The 14,155-nt window shown below is 65.3% G+C and carries 14 protein-coding genes; 3 read left to right on the forward strand and 11 right to left on the reverse strand.

All coding sequences use genetic code 11. The features are described from left to right. Window position 1 precedes the first annotated feature (1 nt). The 3 genes from ACZY0R_RS35090 to ACZY0R_RS35100 all read right to left on the reverse strand — a co-directional run bounded on the left by ACZY0R_RS35090 (window position 2) and on the right by ACZY0R_RS35100 (window position 1,987). A complete protein-coding gene (locus ACZY0R_RS35090) occupies window positions 2–646 on the reverse strand; it encodes a PilN domain-containing protein (RefSeq protein WP_488864981.1) in 645 nt (214 codons plus the stop codon). Window positions 647–664: 18 nt separating this feature from the next. Further along, the gene (gene pilM / locus ACZY0R_RS35095) at window positions 665–1,735 is read right to left on the reverse strand and encodes a type IV pilus assembly protein PilM (protein WP_488864983.1); all 1,071 of its coding nucleotides are present in this window, start codon (window positions 1,733–1,735) and stop codon (window positions 665–667) included. A gap of 72 nt (window positions 1,736–1,807) precedes the next feature. Continuing rightward, entirely contained in the window at window positions 1,808–1,987 is a 180-nt protein-coding gene (locus ACZY0R_RS35100; protein WP_488864985.1) for a hypothetical protein, read from the reverse strand. Between the two features lie 120 nt (window positions 1,988–2,107). On the opposite strand from ACZY0R_RS35100, the gene ACZY0R_RS35105 reads away from it, so the two are divergent. Next, window positions 2,108–4,480, forward strand: a complete 2,373-nt coding sequence (locus ACZY0R_RS35105) for a penicillin-binding protein 1A (RefSeq protein ID WP_488864987.1) — start codon at window positions 2,108–2,110, stop codon at window positions 4,478–4,480. A 75-nt stretch (window positions 4,481–4,555) separates the two neighbouring features. Here the strand turns inward: ACZY0R_RS35105 and cyaY are convergent, their stop codons facing one another. After that, window positions 4,556–4,891: an iron donor protein CyaY gene (cyaY, locus tag ACZY0R_RS35110; protein WP_488864989.1), complete on the reverse strand. Its 336-nt coding sequence runs from the start codon at window positions 4,889–4,891 to the stop codon at window positions 4,556–4,558. Between the two features lie 197 nt (window positions 4,892–5,088). On the opposite strand from cyaY, the gene lptM reads away from it, so the two are divergent. Continuing rightward, window positions 5,089–5,340 carry an LPS translocon maturation chaperone LptM gene (gene lptM, locus ACZY0R_RS35115; protein WP_045238781.1) on the forward strand — a complete coding sequence of 84 codons (252 nt, stop codon included), beginning with the start codon at window positions 5,089–5,091 and terminating at the stop codon, window positions 5,338–5,340. Window positions 5,341–5,342: 2 nt separating this feature from the next. After that, entirely contained in the window at window positions 5,343–6,611 is a 1,269-nt protein-coding gene (gene lysA, locus ACZY0R_RS35120; protein WP_488864991.1) for a diaminopimelate decarboxylase, read from the forward strand. Window positions 6,612–6,716: 105 nt separating this feature from the next. Here the strand turns inward: lysA and msrQ are convergent, their stop codons facing one another. The 7 genes from msrQ to ACZY0R_RS35155 form a co-directional block, all read right to left on the reverse strand. Then, the gene (msrQ, locus tag ACZY0R_RS35125) at window positions 6,717–7,427 is read right to left on the reverse strand and encodes a protein-methionine-sulfoxide reductase heme-binding subunit MsrQ (RefSeq protein ID WP_488864993.1); all 711 of its coding nucleotides are present in this window, start codon (window positions 7,425–7,427) and stop codon (window positions 6,717–6,719) included. Continuing rightward, window positions 7,427–8,428, reverse strand: a complete 1,002-nt coding sequence (gene msrP / locus ACZY0R_RS35130) for a protein-methionine-sulfoxide reductase catalytic subunit MsrP (protein ID WP_488864995.1) — start codon at window positions 8,426–8,428, stop codon at window positions 7,427–7,429. Before msrP ends, msrQ begins: the two co-directional genes overlap by 1 nt. A gap of 208 nt (window positions 8,429–8,636) precedes the next feature. Next, the gene (locus ACZY0R_RS35135; protein ID WP_488864997.1) at window positions 8,637–9,461 is read right to left on the reverse strand and encodes an anti-sigma factor family protein; all 825 of its coding nucleotides are present in this window, start codon (window positions 9,459–9,461) and stop codon (window positions 8,637–8,639) included. Continuing rightward, window positions 9,458–10,003, reverse strand: a complete 546-nt coding sequence (locus tag ACZY0R_RS35140; RefSeq protein WP_488864999.1) for an RNA polymerase sigma factor — start codon at window positions 10,001–10,003, stop codon at window positions 9,458–9,460. The genes ACZY0R_RS35135 and ACZY0R_RS35140 overlap by 4 nt, the downstream gene beginning before the upstream one ends. Window positions 10,004–10,027: 24 nt before the next feature. Then, the gene (locus ACZY0R_RS35145; protein WP_035870803.1) at window positions 10,028–10,471 is read right to left on the reverse strand and encodes a COG4315 family predicted lipoprotein; all 444 of its coding nucleotides are present in this window, start codon (window positions 10,469–10,471) and stop codon (window positions 10,028–10,030) included. Window positions 10,472–10,622: 151 nt separating this feature from the next. Continuing rightward, a complete protein-coding gene (gene ccsB / locus ACZY0R_RS35150) occupies window positions 10,623–11,831 on the reverse strand; it encodes a c-type cytochrome biogenesis protein CcsB (protein ID WP_045238776.1) in 1,209 nt (402 codons plus the stop codon). Window positions 11,832–11,860: 29 nt separating this feature from the next. Next, a complete protein-coding gene (locus ACZY0R_RS35155; RefSeq protein WP_488865000.1) occupies window positions 11,861–14,065 on the reverse strand; it encodes a cytochrome c biogenesis protein ResB in 2,205 nt (734 codons plus the stop codon). Window positions 14,066–14,155 lie beyond the last annotated feature (90 nt).

Raw genomic sequence — 14,155 nt, forward strand, 5'->3', positions numbered from 1 at the left:
GTCAGCCCTTTCCGCCAACGACGGCGCTTGCGGCCGCCGGCCCGGATTTGCCCTTCTTGCCGTCGTCCGGCACTTCGGCCGCACGGTAGGCGAAACGCATCGAGAAATCGAACAGGCGGCGCTGCTCACGCAGATTATTGGTCATCATCACGGCCTTGGATTCGACCAGTTCGGCCTTGTCCAGCCACTGCACCTGGCTGAGGTTGCGCAGCAACTCCGAGACGCGCTCGTTCGACTGCGCGACGCCGCTCACGGTGAACGACTCGCCGGTCTGCTTGAGCGTGGTCAGGTAGACGCCTTCAGGCACCTGCCGCACCAGTTCCTCCAGCAGTTGCACTGGACGGTTGCGCTCGTTCTGCAGGCCTTCGATGGCCTTCTGCCGCTGCAGCAGGCCTTCGATGTCCTTGCGCAACGTATTGACCTCTCGGATCTGCCCGTCCATGCGGCTGTTCTCGGCGGCGAGCACCTGGTTCAGGCTGGCGACGGCATCGATGCGGTGATCGATATACATGCCGCCCAGCAGCACCACCAGCGCGCCGGCGCCTGCAGCCCCGCCCAACAGGGCGTAGACCTTCTTGCGCCGCGATGCCTTGCGGGCTTCGTGGTAAGGCAGCAGATTAACTGTCGGGATCGTATTGGTAGACATGCGGCTTCCCTCGCTGGCTTACTGCAGGCCGCGCAGCGCAAGCCCGGCGCTCACGATATAGGCCGGCAGGTCGCGCTGCAGATAGCGCTCATTGACCTTTCCGGCTGTCATCATGTTGGCGAACGGGTTGGCCAGCGTGGTGGTGATCTCGGTCTGTTGCTCGATGGCCGCCTGCACGCCGACCAGCGAGGCGTGGCCGCCCGAGAGCAGGATCTCGTCGACCCGGCCAACGCTCGAAGCAGACAGGAAGTTGCGCACGGCCCCATGCACCTCCGCCGCCAGCGCCTCCAGGGAGGGGCCGAGCAACTGGGTACGCCAGGATTCCGGCAACGTGTTCTTGCGCTTCTTGATCTCGGCCTTGAGCGCGTCCAGCGTGAACATGCGCGCGGCGCTCTGCGTGAGCTGGTCGCCGTAGCTGTTGAGCGATTGCTCGTAGAGTTCTTTCCAGCCTTGGTAGAAGATCGCCTTGGAGCGGCTGCCGCCAAGGTGGATCACCGCCACCACGGGCAACTCCTTGGCGTCGGTCGCACTGATGTCGGCCGATACGCCCAGCATCTGCACCACGGAGCGCTGTACCGCGTATTCCTCGACGTCCATCACGTGCGGCTTCAGCCCGGCCATTTCGGCCGCGGTGACGCGTTCCTGCACGCGGTCGCTGTTGGCGGCGGTAACGCGCACGCCGATGCCCCCCTCGGTTTCGCTGGGGCCGATCACGGCAAAATCGAAATTGACGGCCTGCGACGGCGGATAGAGGCGATGCGCCTCGGATTCCACCTGGACGTAAAGCTCGTCCTCGGACAGGTTGTCCGGCAGGCTGACGGTCTGCGATTCGGTCAGCATCGACGGCACTCCCAGCACGACCTCTTTCGTGCGAATCCCGGCCTTGCCGAGCGCACGCTTGAGGGCGATGCCCACCGCTTCGATATTGACCACGTTGCCATCGGCAACGGCATTGCGATCCAGCAGTTCGCTGGCGCATTTTTCCAGCCGATAGTCGTTCTTGCCGCTGCCCACTGACAGCTCGACTACCTTCACGCTGGACGACCCGATGTCCACGCCGACCGTCGTACGGCGCAACAACCCCGACAAGATTCCTCGCCGCAAGGTGACCCCCTGACCGTTGAACTCGCCTTGGCTTGGTTGCTCTAATTTGGCGAGTCTTTATTGTTTCTTGGATGAAACGTTTTGCTCTTTTGGTTGATGGATTCTCACCAAAAATCGGGGCGCTGGCAATGTGCCGGTTTGACCACGATTGCTTTTAATGAGCGCCCCTTGCAAAGCGTTGCCAAAATCCCACGGTAGCGCTGCTCCTCCCCCGGTCCGCTCATCTTTTCGTTTCATGCAGATCTCAATCCCATTACATCTTGTAACAGCGCGATAGCGGCGCGCACGCCACAACGCGCCGGGCCCCGCGGATCCCGGGAGATATAATCCCGGCACCTCTAACTAGGTATTTCCCATATGGCCACAGCACAACAAAAGCCTGCCCTACCCGCCCGGCGTCCGATCTGGATGCGGCTGACCTTTTGGGCCCTGGGCCTGCTGGTGGCCGGGATCGTGGCGGTGGCGCTGCTGGTGGGATATGCGCTGCTGGTGGCCGCGCCCAACCTGCCATCGCTGGATACCATCACTGACTACCGGCCGAAGATTCCGTTGCGGATCTATACCGCGGATAACGTGCTGATTGGCGAATTCGGTGAGGAACGGCGCAATTTTGTGCCGATCACCGAAATACCCGACGTGATGAAGAAGGCGGTGCTCGCCATCGAGGACGACCGGTTCTACGAACACGGCGGAGTCGACTTCGTCGGCGTGCTACGCGCGGGGCTCGCCAACCTGCGCGGCGGGCTGTCGCAGGGTGCGTCCACGATCACCATGCAGGTGGCGCGCAACTTCTTCCTCTCCAGCGAGAAGACCTACACCCGCAAGCTGTATGAAATGCTGCTCGCCTACAAGATCGAGGCCAACCTCTCGAAGGACCAGATCCTCGAGCTCTACATGAACCAGATCTACCTGGGGCAGCGCGCCTATGGCTTCGCCAGCGCGGCACGTGTGTATTTCGGCAAGTCGATCAAGGACGTGACGCCGGCCGAGGCCGCCATGCTGGCCGGCCTGCCCAAGGCGCCCTCGGCCTACAACCCGGTGGTCAACCCGAAGCGCGCCAAGGTACGCCAGGAATATATCCTGCAGCGCATGCGCGACCTGCGCTACCTGACGCCCGAGCAGTACGACCAGGCTATCCACGAAGAACTGAAGGTGCGCGGCGAAGGCAATGAGTTCTCCACGCATGCCGAGTACGTCGCCGAAATCGTGCGCCAGCTTATGTATGCGCAATACCGCGAGGAAACCTACACCCGCGGCCTGACCGTCTACACCACGCTCAACAAGACCGATCAGGACGCCGCCTATGAGGCCGTGCGCTCGGGCATCATGAATTACGAGCGCCGCCACGGCTACCGCGGGCCCGAGGCGTTTATCGACCTGCCCGCCAGCGTGGACGAGCGCGAGCAGGCCATCGACGACGCACTGCTGGAGCACCCGGGCAGCGACGACCTGCGCTCGGCCGTGGTCACCAGCGTGACCGCCAAGCAGGTGCAGGCCACGCTGCTGTCGGGCGAAGTCGCCACCATCGAAGGCCAGGCGCTGCGATTCATCGCACCGTCGCTCGCGGCCAACGCGCAACCCAAGGCCAGGATCCGGCCGGGCGCGATCATCCGCGTGACGCAGGACGAGAAAGGCGCGTGGACGGTCACGCAGTTGCCAGAAGTATCCGCGGCCTTTATCTCGCTCAATCCGGAAGACGGCGAGATCCGCTCGATGGTCGGCGGCTTCGATTTCAACCGCAACAAGTTCAACCATGTGACGCAAGCCTGGCGCCAGCCGGGATCGAGCTTCAAGCCGTTCATCTACTCGGCGGCACTGGAAAAAGGATTCTCGCCCGCCACCGTGATCAACGACGCGCCGCTCTCGATCAGCGACAACGGCGGCCAGGTGTGGGAGCCGAAGAATTACGACGGCAAGTTCGAAGGCCCGATGACCATGCGCCGCGCGCTGGCCAAGTCCAAGAACCTGGTGTCGGTGCGCATCCTGCGCGCCATCGGCACCCAGTACGCCCAGGATTACATCACGCGCTTTGGCTTTGACGCCGACAAGCACCCGGCTTACCTGCCGATGGCGCTGGGCGCCGGCAGCGTCACCCCGCTGCAGATGGCTGGCGCCTACTCGGTCTTTGCCAACGGCGGCTACCGCGTCAATCCCTACCTGATCCAGAAGGTGGTCGATGCGCGCGGTAATGTGATCTCCGAAACCAAGCCCCAGCGCGCCGGCGCGGATGCGGTACGCGTGCTGGATGCCCGCACCGCCTTTATCGCCGACACCATGCTGCGTGAGGTCGTGCGCAGCGGCACGGCCAACAGCGCCAAGCAGCGCCTTGGCCGCAACGACCTGGCCGGCAAGACCGGCACCACCAACGATGCCGTCGACGCCTGGTTCGCCGGCTACACAGCCAAGCTGGTGGCGATCGCCTGGATGGGCTACGACCAGCCCAAGAGCCTGGGTGTGCGCGAGACCGGCGGTGGCCTCGCGCTGCCGATCTGGGTGGGCTACATGGGCAAGATGCTCAAGGGCGTGCCCGAAATGCCCGAGCGCCAGCCCCCGGAAGGCGTGATCACGGTCGGCGGCGACTGGACCTTCGAGGAAAACGCGGGCGGCGCCGGCGTGGCTTCGGTTGGCCTGGGCGATCCGTGGCCGGGCAAGCCGGACGAGAGCACGCAATCGCCGGCCGATACCGAGGCCGAGAAGAAGCGCATCCTGGAAATGTTTGGCGGCGGCTGATCCCCGTCGTGGGATGCTTCCCGCCAACGAAAAAGCCGGCCTTCGAGCCGGCTTTTTCGTGCCTGGGCGCCGCGCTCAGGCCAGCGCCAGGGTGATCCCGGCCTGCTGGCTCACGTAGCCGGACAGTGCCGCGTACAGTTCGCCGCCGCCGCGCGTATCGATCCAGCGCTGGCCATCATGGCGGAAATGGAATCCGCCCGCGCGCGCGGCCACCCACAGTTCCTGCATCGGCGCCTGGCTGTTGACGATGATCTTGGAACCGTCCTCGAACTCAAGCTCGATGAGGTTGCCGGCACGGTTGATCTCGATATCTGCGTCGGCCGCGTCGGCGGCGGTTTCCACCGCGCTCTCCAGCCGGTCCAGCTCTTGCTGGGCCAGCGCCAGGAACTCACTTTCACTCATGGGGGGCATGCTAAACTCCAAGGCCGCCGGCCAGCGCCATTTGCAGCATTCCGCGGCATTCGGCCGGTAGCGTATTGAAAAAGTACTTCGTATTTCCGTGGGTCCCGCCGCCCCCCGCTTGAGGGACTGCCCGGGACCGTCCGGGACGACTCTGGACGTCTCGTTGGACTCTTAGCCTCTTAGACTCTTTAAGTAAGGACGACCCGATGTTGCGTCGTGTTGCGATTGTATCGGCGATTGCCGCCAGCCTTGCGATGCCCCTGTTGTCCGGATGTGGCATCCGCGGCCCGCTGACAATGCCCAAGCAGCCTCCCGCACCGGCCCAGCCCGGCGTACCGGATCCCGGCCTGGGCAATCCGGCCGTCCCGAATCCGGCGGCCATCCAGGGCACCGCACCGGCAGCGGCGTCCGCCACGGCACCGGTTGCAGTGCCGGCCGCCACCCCCACCGCCAAATAACCATGAACGCCTTCTTCCATCGCCACGACGGCGCGCTAGCCGTCGAGCACGTGCCGCTCGCGCGCATTGCCGCCGAATACGGCACCCCCACCTATGTCTACTCGCGCGCCGCGCTGACTGCCGCCTACCAGGCCTACGCCGCAGCGTGCCAGGGGCGCCGCGCGCGCGTGCAGTACGCCATGAAGGCCAACTCGAACCTGGCCGTGCTGCAGGTTTTCGCCAGGCTCGGCGCGGGCTTCGACATCGTCTCCGGTGGCGAGCTGCAGCGCGTACTGGCAGTGGGCGGAGATCCGCGCAAGGTGGTGTTCTCGGGTGTGGGCAAGACCGCTGCCGAGATGGAACTGGCGCTGACGCACGATGTGCTGTCGTTCAATGTCGAGTCGATCCCCGAGCTGGACCGCCTCAATGCCGTGGCCGGCCGGCTGGGCAAGCGCGCGCGCGTATCGCTGCGCATCAATCCGGATGTGGATGCCAAGACGCATCCATATATCTCCACCGGGCTGAAGGGCAACAAGTTTGGCGTGGCGTTCGAGGACGTCCTGCCCACCTACCGCGCCGCCGCGGCGCTGCCCCACCTGGAAGTGGCGGGTATCGACTGCCATATCGGCTCGCAGATCACCGAGGTGGCGCCCTACCTGGAAGCGCTGGACAAGGTGCTGGACGTGGTGGAAGCGCTCGAACGCGAAGGCATCAAGCTCGAGCACATCGACGTGGGCGGTGGCCTTGGCATCACCTATGACGATGAAACGCCGCCGGACATTACCGGCTTTGCCCGCACGTTGCTGGACCGCGTGGCCGAGCGCGGCCACGGCCATCGCGAGGTGCTGTTCGAGCCGGGCCGCTCGCTGGTGGGCAACGCCGGCGTGCTGCTGACCCAGGTCGAGTTCCTCAAGCCGGGCGCCGCCAAGAACTTCTGCATCGTCGATGCGGCCATGAACGACCTGGCCCGCCCCGCCATGTACGAGGCCTATCACCGCATCGAACCCGTGCAACTGCGCGAGACGGCGCAAGCCGCGGCGCTGACCTACGACGTGGTGGGCCCCGTGTGCGAATCCGGCGACTGGCTTGGCCGCGATCGCGCGCTGGCGGTGCAGCCGGGCGACCTGCTCGCGGTGATGTCGGCCGGCGCCTATGGCTTTGTCATGAGCTCCAACTACAACACCCGCCCGCGCGCGGCCGAAGTGATGGTCGACGGCGACGACGTGCACCTGGTGCGCGGCCGCGAGCGCGTGGAAGACCTGTTCCGCGACGAGCGCCTGCTGCAAGGCTAAGCCTCTCCCCCGCCCCCATCGCGCCCATGCCCGGCAGCGTCCTGATCCTGGGCGGGCGCGCGCCTGTCGCGCTCGATCAGATCACGCTCCATCTCTGACGCGCCCTCAGCGCCGTAGCGGCTGCATCCCGGGCTTGCGCCACCACCACCAGGCACGCACCGCCAGCAGTCCGAACACCACCGCGGCGTAGATCGAGACCGTGCCGAAATCATGCTTGCCGGCCTTGTGCCACCAATAGTGCACGATGGCCAGCACGGCGACGGCATACACGGAACGGTGCAGCCATTGCCACCGCTTCCCGCCCAGGCGCTTGACCATGGCATTGGCGGAGGTTGCCGCCAGAGGAATCATCAGCATGAAGGCGGCAAAACCCACCGTGATGAACGGCCGCTTGGCGATGTCCTTGACCATGTACGCGACATCGAAGCCACGGTCCACGCCAAGCCACAGCAGGAAATGCTGCAGCGCGTAGAAGAAGGCGAACAGCCCGAACATGCGCCGCAAGCGAATCAGCCAGTTCCACCCTGTGAGACGGCGCAGCGGCGTGACCGCCAGCGCGACGCAGAGCATCACCAGGGTCCAGGTACCGGTCGAGCGCGTGACGAACTCCAGCGGATTGGCGCCGAACTGGTCGGTAAAGCCGAGGTACAGCAAGCGCAGGAAAGGCAGCATGGCAAGCAGCCACACGGCCAGCTTGACCGTGCGCACGCGCCCTGGCGTGAGCGTCGCGAGACCAGGCTGCACGCTCGCCCGCGCCGGGCGTGCGCCGGCGGCCGGTCCGCCCGGGCGCGGCGGCGAGAGATCCTGGGGGGCCATCAGAAGAACTTCCTCAGGTCCATGCCCTGATACAGCGACGCCACTTGCTGGCCATAGCCATTGAAAGGCAGCGTCTTGCGCTTGGGCGCGAACAGCGCGCCAAAGCCGCCGCCCTTGTCTTCGCCGATGCGGCGCTCCGTGGCCTGGCTCCAGCGGGGATGGTCCACGTCCGGATTGACATTGGAATAGAAGCCGTACTCCTGAGCCGCAGCCAGGTTCCAGCTGGTGCTGGGCTGCTTGTCGACAAAGCGGATCCTGACGATGGACTTGGCGCTTTTGAAACCATACTTCCAGGGGACCACCACGCGCACCGGCGCACCGTTCTGGTTGGGCAGCACCTCGCCGTAGAGGCCAAAGGCCAGCAAGGTCAGCGGATGCGTCGCCTCGTCCATGCGCAGGCCCTCGGTGTAAGGCCATTCCAGCACGCGGGCGCTGACGCCAGGCATCTGTTTCTTGTCGTTGAGCGTGACGAATTCCACGTACTTCGCGCCGGCTTGCGGCTCAACGCGGCGAATCAGTTCGGCCAGGGAATAGCCGCTCCAGGGAATCACCATCGACCAGCCTTCGACGCAGCGCAGCCGGTAGACCCGCTCTTCCATCGGCATCAGGCGCACCAGTTCGTCGATATCGTAGACCTTGGGCTTCTTCACCAGGCCTTCGACGGCAACCTGCCATGGACGCGTGCGCAGCGTACCGGCGTTGCGCGCGGGGTCCGACTTGTCGGTGCCGAACTCGTAGTAGTTGTTGTACGTGGTGACGTCCTCGTACGGCGTGCGCTTTTCCGTCACTACGTAGGCATTGTTGGGCGCGGCCGGCAGCTTCTGGCCGTGCGGGGCCTGGGCCAGCGCATCGCGCGCGAACCACGGGGCCAGCGTGCTCCCGGCAGCACCCGCGGCCGCCATGGCCAATAGGCTGCGACGCGACTCGAACACACCGCGCGGGGTGATCTCGCTGGCAGCAATATCGTCGCCGCGCAGCCACTTGGGAGAGGGAATCAGCATCGTTGTTCCTCGTTGCATGCCATGGGTAAGAATCGATCCGCCGTTCGTGCCCGGCCCTTGACGGCCCCGCTTGCACGATTGGACTCCGGCTTGAGTCGGATGGCGCATGCGAATCCTGACATCTTTTTTTGCCTGGGCGCCACGCCTGCACCGGGGTGCCTTTATCAGGCAGGGGGCCCGGCCGGGCCGGACAGCATGGCTGGCGGCCTCAGCCGCCTTGGTATTGCCGGTAGACGGACTGCGCCAGCGCCAGCAGCGGCGCCCTCTCAAGCGGTCCGGCCAGCGCGAAGCCGATATCCCGGTCCACCCAATAGAAAGCCATGGTGCCGGCGGCGGCGGCCGGACGATCTCCCGGACCCGTGCTCATCCGCTCCAGCCGGAAGCCTGTGTCCGGCGTATCCCGTGCCATGTGCCGTAACTGCAGCGACAATCGGGTTCCATCGTCGGTCTCATACATCAGGATGGCCGACGGCCCGCCCTCGGCGACGCCCAGGCGCCCGCCAATCAGGTGGAATCCCTGGGCACGCAGATCGGGGACCCGCAAGGGCGCGCCGAGCCGCTTTGATAGCCAGGCCACCAGATGGGCTTCATCGGTAGCGGCCACCTCGACCGGATGGCGCACTTCAGGTGCGTAGACCACGTGGCTGGCCAGCGCTTCGCGCGCGAACCGCTCCACCGAGGGGACGCGCGCCGCCAGGGTGTCCGTGCGCCCATGGGCGAACCAGCCGATCGCGCCGCCCAGAGCCAGCGAAGCCATGCTGGCCGCCAGTGCCATGCCCCACCCCGCCGGGCCGCGCACCCGATCAGCGGCGCCGCCGCGCAGCCGTGGCGGAAGCGCATTCAGCGGCACAGGTTCATTGAGCACGCCGTCGAACGCAGCATGCAGTTCACTTGCCTGCCGCCGCCAGCTACCGACCTGCTCTCCGGCATCGGGATGGGCGGCCAGGTACGCCTCCACCTCGGCACGGCGGGCGGGATCCAGCTGGCCATCGGCGTAGGCGTGGAGATCGGCTTCGTTGACTGGGGACATCATTTGACTCGCTGCAGTCCGGCCGCCCGGCCGGAGGCCTGCGGGTTCGCCTCGGACGCTCCGTCCATCAGCAGGCGCATCTGCTCGCGGGCGCGTGCCAGGCGGGACATCACCGTGCCCACCGGCACCTCCAGCACCTGCGCCGCCTCGGCATAAGTGAGTTGCTCCAGGCCGACCAGCAGCATGACCGCGCGCTGGGCTTCGGGCAAGCGAGCCAGCGCCCGTACCAGGTCCAGGCGCAAGCCGGGCTCCGGCGCAGCACTGGGTACGTCGGGAAGCGTGTCGGTGAAGGTCACAAGATCGGCACGCCGGTACGCATTGATGCGCAGCCGGTGCATTATGGTCAGCAGCCAGGACAGCAGACCATCCGCGCCGTCGCCCCACCAGGCGCCGGCGCGCAGCCGGAAGCGCCAGCGGTAACGCAGCGCGCGTTCCAGCGTGTCCTGCACCAGGTCGTCGGCCGATGCCGCATCCCCGGTCAGGCCACGGGCGTGGCGCCGCAGGCGCGGCGCCAGCGCCACCAGCTGGCGGTCGAAGCCGTCCATGCCGTCAGGCTGCCCGCACCCGGATCAGGGAGCGGCCACGTGCCAGACGTTGTTGAAGTTATCGCCCATGCGGTCACCCGGTTTGGCATCCTTGGCGAAACGATAGAGCGGCTTGCCGCGATAGGCCCACTGCTTGGCGCCGTCGTCACGAGTGATGACGCTGTAGTCCCCCGTGGGGCTGGTGCCGGGCGCTGCCATCAGGGGCGGCCAGTTGGTGGCGCAGGGACCGTTGCAAGCGCTCTTGCCACCCGCGTCACGGTCGAAGGTGTAGAGCGTCAGGCCCTGGGGATCGGTCAGCGCGCCGCCGGCGACTTTCACCGTGGGCGGCATATTGCCCGCACTGCTGCCACCCATGCCGCCCATGCCAGAACAGGCAGACAGCAGCACTGCGGCAGACGCCAGCGCGAGAACAGCGGGACGGGACAGCGATGCGAGGGAAGCGGCTGCGAAGGGACGGGAAAGGGCCATGATGTCGATCTCCATGCGATGCGGCGCCGCCAGCCGGCACCGTCCCTTCAGTAAACACCGAATGTGACGGCTTTATTCCATCTGGACAAAAAAAAACCTGCCGCGTCGGACCGACGGGGCAGGTTTTTCTTTTTGCGGCGCAACATCCGGATCAGAGTTCGCCGTAGCTATGCAGGCCCGAGAGGAACATGTTGACGCCCAGGAAGGCGAAGGTCGTGACCAGCAAACCCACCAACGCCCACCAGGCCGCCATGGTGCCGCGCAAACCCTTCATCAGGCGCATGTGCAGCCAGGCCGCATAGTTGAGCCAGACAATCAGCGCCCAGGTTTCCTTCGGGTCCCAGCTCCAGTAGCCGCCCCACGCTTCCGCCGCCCAAAGCGCGCCCAGGATGGTGGCGATGGTGAAGAAGGCAAAGCCCACCGCAATCGCCTTGTACATTACATCGTCGAGCACTTCGAGCGAGGGCAGGCGCTCGGCCAGGATGCCACGCTCCTTGAGCAGGTAAGCCACCGAGACCATCGCGGCCAGGGCGAAGGTGCCGTAGCCGATAAAATTGGCCGGCACATGGATCTTCATCCACCAGCTCTGCAAGGCTGGGACCAGCGGCTGGATCTCGCTCGCATCGCGGCTGACCGTGTACCACAGCAGGAAACCGACCGCCGCCGACACCACCAGCATCACGAACGGCCCAAGCGCGCGGGTCTGGTAGCGGCCTTCGTAGTAGAGGTAGAACAAAGAAGTGATCAGCGTGAACAGTACAAATACTTCGTACAGGTTCGAGATAGGAATGTGGCCGATGTCGGCGCCGATCAGGTAGGACTCGTACCAGCGCACCAGCATGCCGGTGAAGCCCAGCACCACTGCGGCCCACGCCATCTTGCTGCCGATCTGCAGCCCGGTCTCCGAGCGCGCCAGCAGGCCGCCCCAATAGAACAGGGTGGACAGGAACACCAGCGCGCTCATCCACAGGATGGCCGACTGGCTCGACAGGAAGTATTTGAGGAAGAATGCCTGCTCGGCGCGCGGCAGCTGGCCCTGGTAGAGCTGGATCGCGAACAGCGACAGCACCGCCAGCAGCACCATCAGCAACCGCACCGGCTTCCAGTGCCATCCCAGCAACGCAAAGGTGGGCACCGCTGCGATCAGCACGCCTTTGTCGTAGACGTTCATCCACTCGCCGTAGCGTGCCAGCGCGAAGCCCGCGCCCGCTGCCAGCAGCAAGGCAAAGACCCAGTCGACCCAGCCCAGCCGGCGAAGGAACGGCGGCTCCAGGTAGGCCTGCTCCGCACCACCGGCACCTCCGGCGGGAGCCGGGCTCGCCTGCATGGGCGGCCTGGCCTGATTCACATTCGAGGACATATTGATTCCTGCATAATTGCCGGCCGCGTTCAATGCGTGGCCGGGTCCGGCGCGCCCTTGCCGGCCGCGTCGAGATTGCCGGCGGCTCGGCCTACATCGTCGCGCAGAGCGACAAATTCCTTCTCGAAATCCAGTGTACGCCGCTGCGTGGACATGGCCATCAACACATGGCTGGCAGCACCGCCGCCCTCGCTTCCGGCCGATCCGCCGGCAGGGTCCCGGACCCACAGCCAGACGCGGCGCTCGCGGATGTAGAACATCGAGAACACGCCCAGCACCAGCAGCAGACAGCCAAGATACACGATGTTCTTCCCTGGCGCACGGGTCATCTGGAACACGCTGGCCTTCACCTCGGTGAAGTCGTCGAGCTGCAGGAAGACCGGCGCGGTGTAGAAGAAACTGTCTGATAGCGCATTGATGGCCTGCTGCAAGAAAGCGCCGCTCTGGGCACTATTCGGCACCACCGGCAACTTATCCTGCGCGCGCGCCAGCTGCCAGAGTTCCCACATCGAGCCGTTGAGGATCTTCAGCAGCACGTCGGCGGCCTTCTGCTGCTCGGCCTGCGGCACGGACTTTTCCAGGAAGGCGGCGATTGCAGTGAAGCCGCCAGGCGGCGCTTGCGGATTGCTTCGTGCGGCGCCAGCGAAGAGATCAAGCGCGCGCAGGGCGCTCTCGGCAAGCTGGCCGCGCAACACCTCGCGATCCTCGCCCGGCATCGAGGCCAGGGCAAAGCGGCGTGCGGCTTCGGCCCGCAGCGCGCGGTCCTGCAGCGCGGCGCGCAGGCGCATCCAGTCGGCTACGCTGTTCTGCTCGTCGGCGGGGATGCGCAGGTAACGGAACGGCTCGCTGGGAGAATCGCGCATGCCGGCAAGGAAGACCGACTGCCCATCGAGCTGCACGGGCACCATGTAGTTGTTGAACTCGCGCGCCTGGCCATTGCGGTCGCGCAGCTTGTACTGCACCGACGGACCCACGTTGCGCAGTTCCTTCGCGCGATCAGGATTGACCGCCGAGCCCAGGTGGGATTCCAGCTTCTCGTTGAGCGATTTGCGCGCCACGCCGCGGGCATCGGGCTTGCCCGACGCGTCGGTGACGTTCTCGATATTCATCAGGCGGAAATCGCTGAACTCGACCGTCAGTCCCTCGGCGTCAGCGGCGCTGCCCGTGCCGGTCAGCGGCGAGTTGGCGCCCACCGTACCGGCGAAGGTGAAGGTCTTGTCATTGCCGCCCTGCATCGGGTAGCCGACGAACTTCAGCTTGGAGCCGCCATCCTCGAAACTCGACTGATAGATGGCGATGCCGTCCACCACCAGCGGTTCATTGACCTTGACCGTGGCTTCTGTCTTGCGGCCAGTGGTGCGGTCGGTGATGACCACATCGGAGGCGAACAGCTTGGGCATGCCGGTCGAGTAATGCTCGACGGTAAATTTCTTCAGCTTGATATTGAACGGCAGGTCCTGCACCAGCGCACCGTCCGAGATATTCAGGATGGCAGTGGAGACGGTCGCGCCTTCGGGCACGAAGGCATTGCCGCGAAAACCGGGGTTGTTGACCGACAAGCGATGCTGCGGCGGAATGTCGCTGATCACGGCATTCCCGGTAATCGGACTCTTGCCGCCAAACCACATCTGGGCTCGGATCAGCATGTCGCCGTCGAGCAGGCCCCCGATGCAGATCACCACGATGGCGGTGTGCGCCAGGATGTAGCCCAGCTTGTTGACCGCGCCCGCCTTGGCCGCCAGCAAGGTGGCGCCTTCATGGGGCACGGTCTTGATGCGATAACCGCGATTGGCCAGCAGCGCAGTGAGCCGCGTCACCGCATCGGCGCGCGGGCGCCCTGCATCGAACTCGGTGCGGTGATGGAAGGCGCGCAGGCTGCGCTCGCGTACGTGGTCCTTCCACGAACGCATGTCCTTGATCATCTTGGGCGCGTTGCGCGTCAGGCACAGCGAAGTGGAGACCACCAGGAAAGCCAGGATCAGCAGGAACCACCAGGAGCTGTAAACCTTCTGCAGCGACAGCGTGTGGAACAGGTCGGCCCAGAAGGGGCCGAACTGGTTGACGTAGTTGGGATAAGGCTCGTTCTGCTTGAGTACCGTGCCGATCACGCTGGCGATCGCGATGACCGTCAGCAACGCGATGGCGAAACGCATCGAGGACAGCAGTTCCACCGCGTCGCGCAGCAAGCGGTGAGAAGTCTTCAGGTGCAGTCCTGACGTGGAAGCGGTCGACATGTGCAGTGGGGCCCTCGGCCTTGAAATGAAAAAGGGTGGACATGCTTGCGCAGGCCACCCTCTTCGATTGTTGCCGCGCTGCCTGGTTGC

Source organism: Cupriavidus sp. F041 (genome assembly GCF_057814235.1).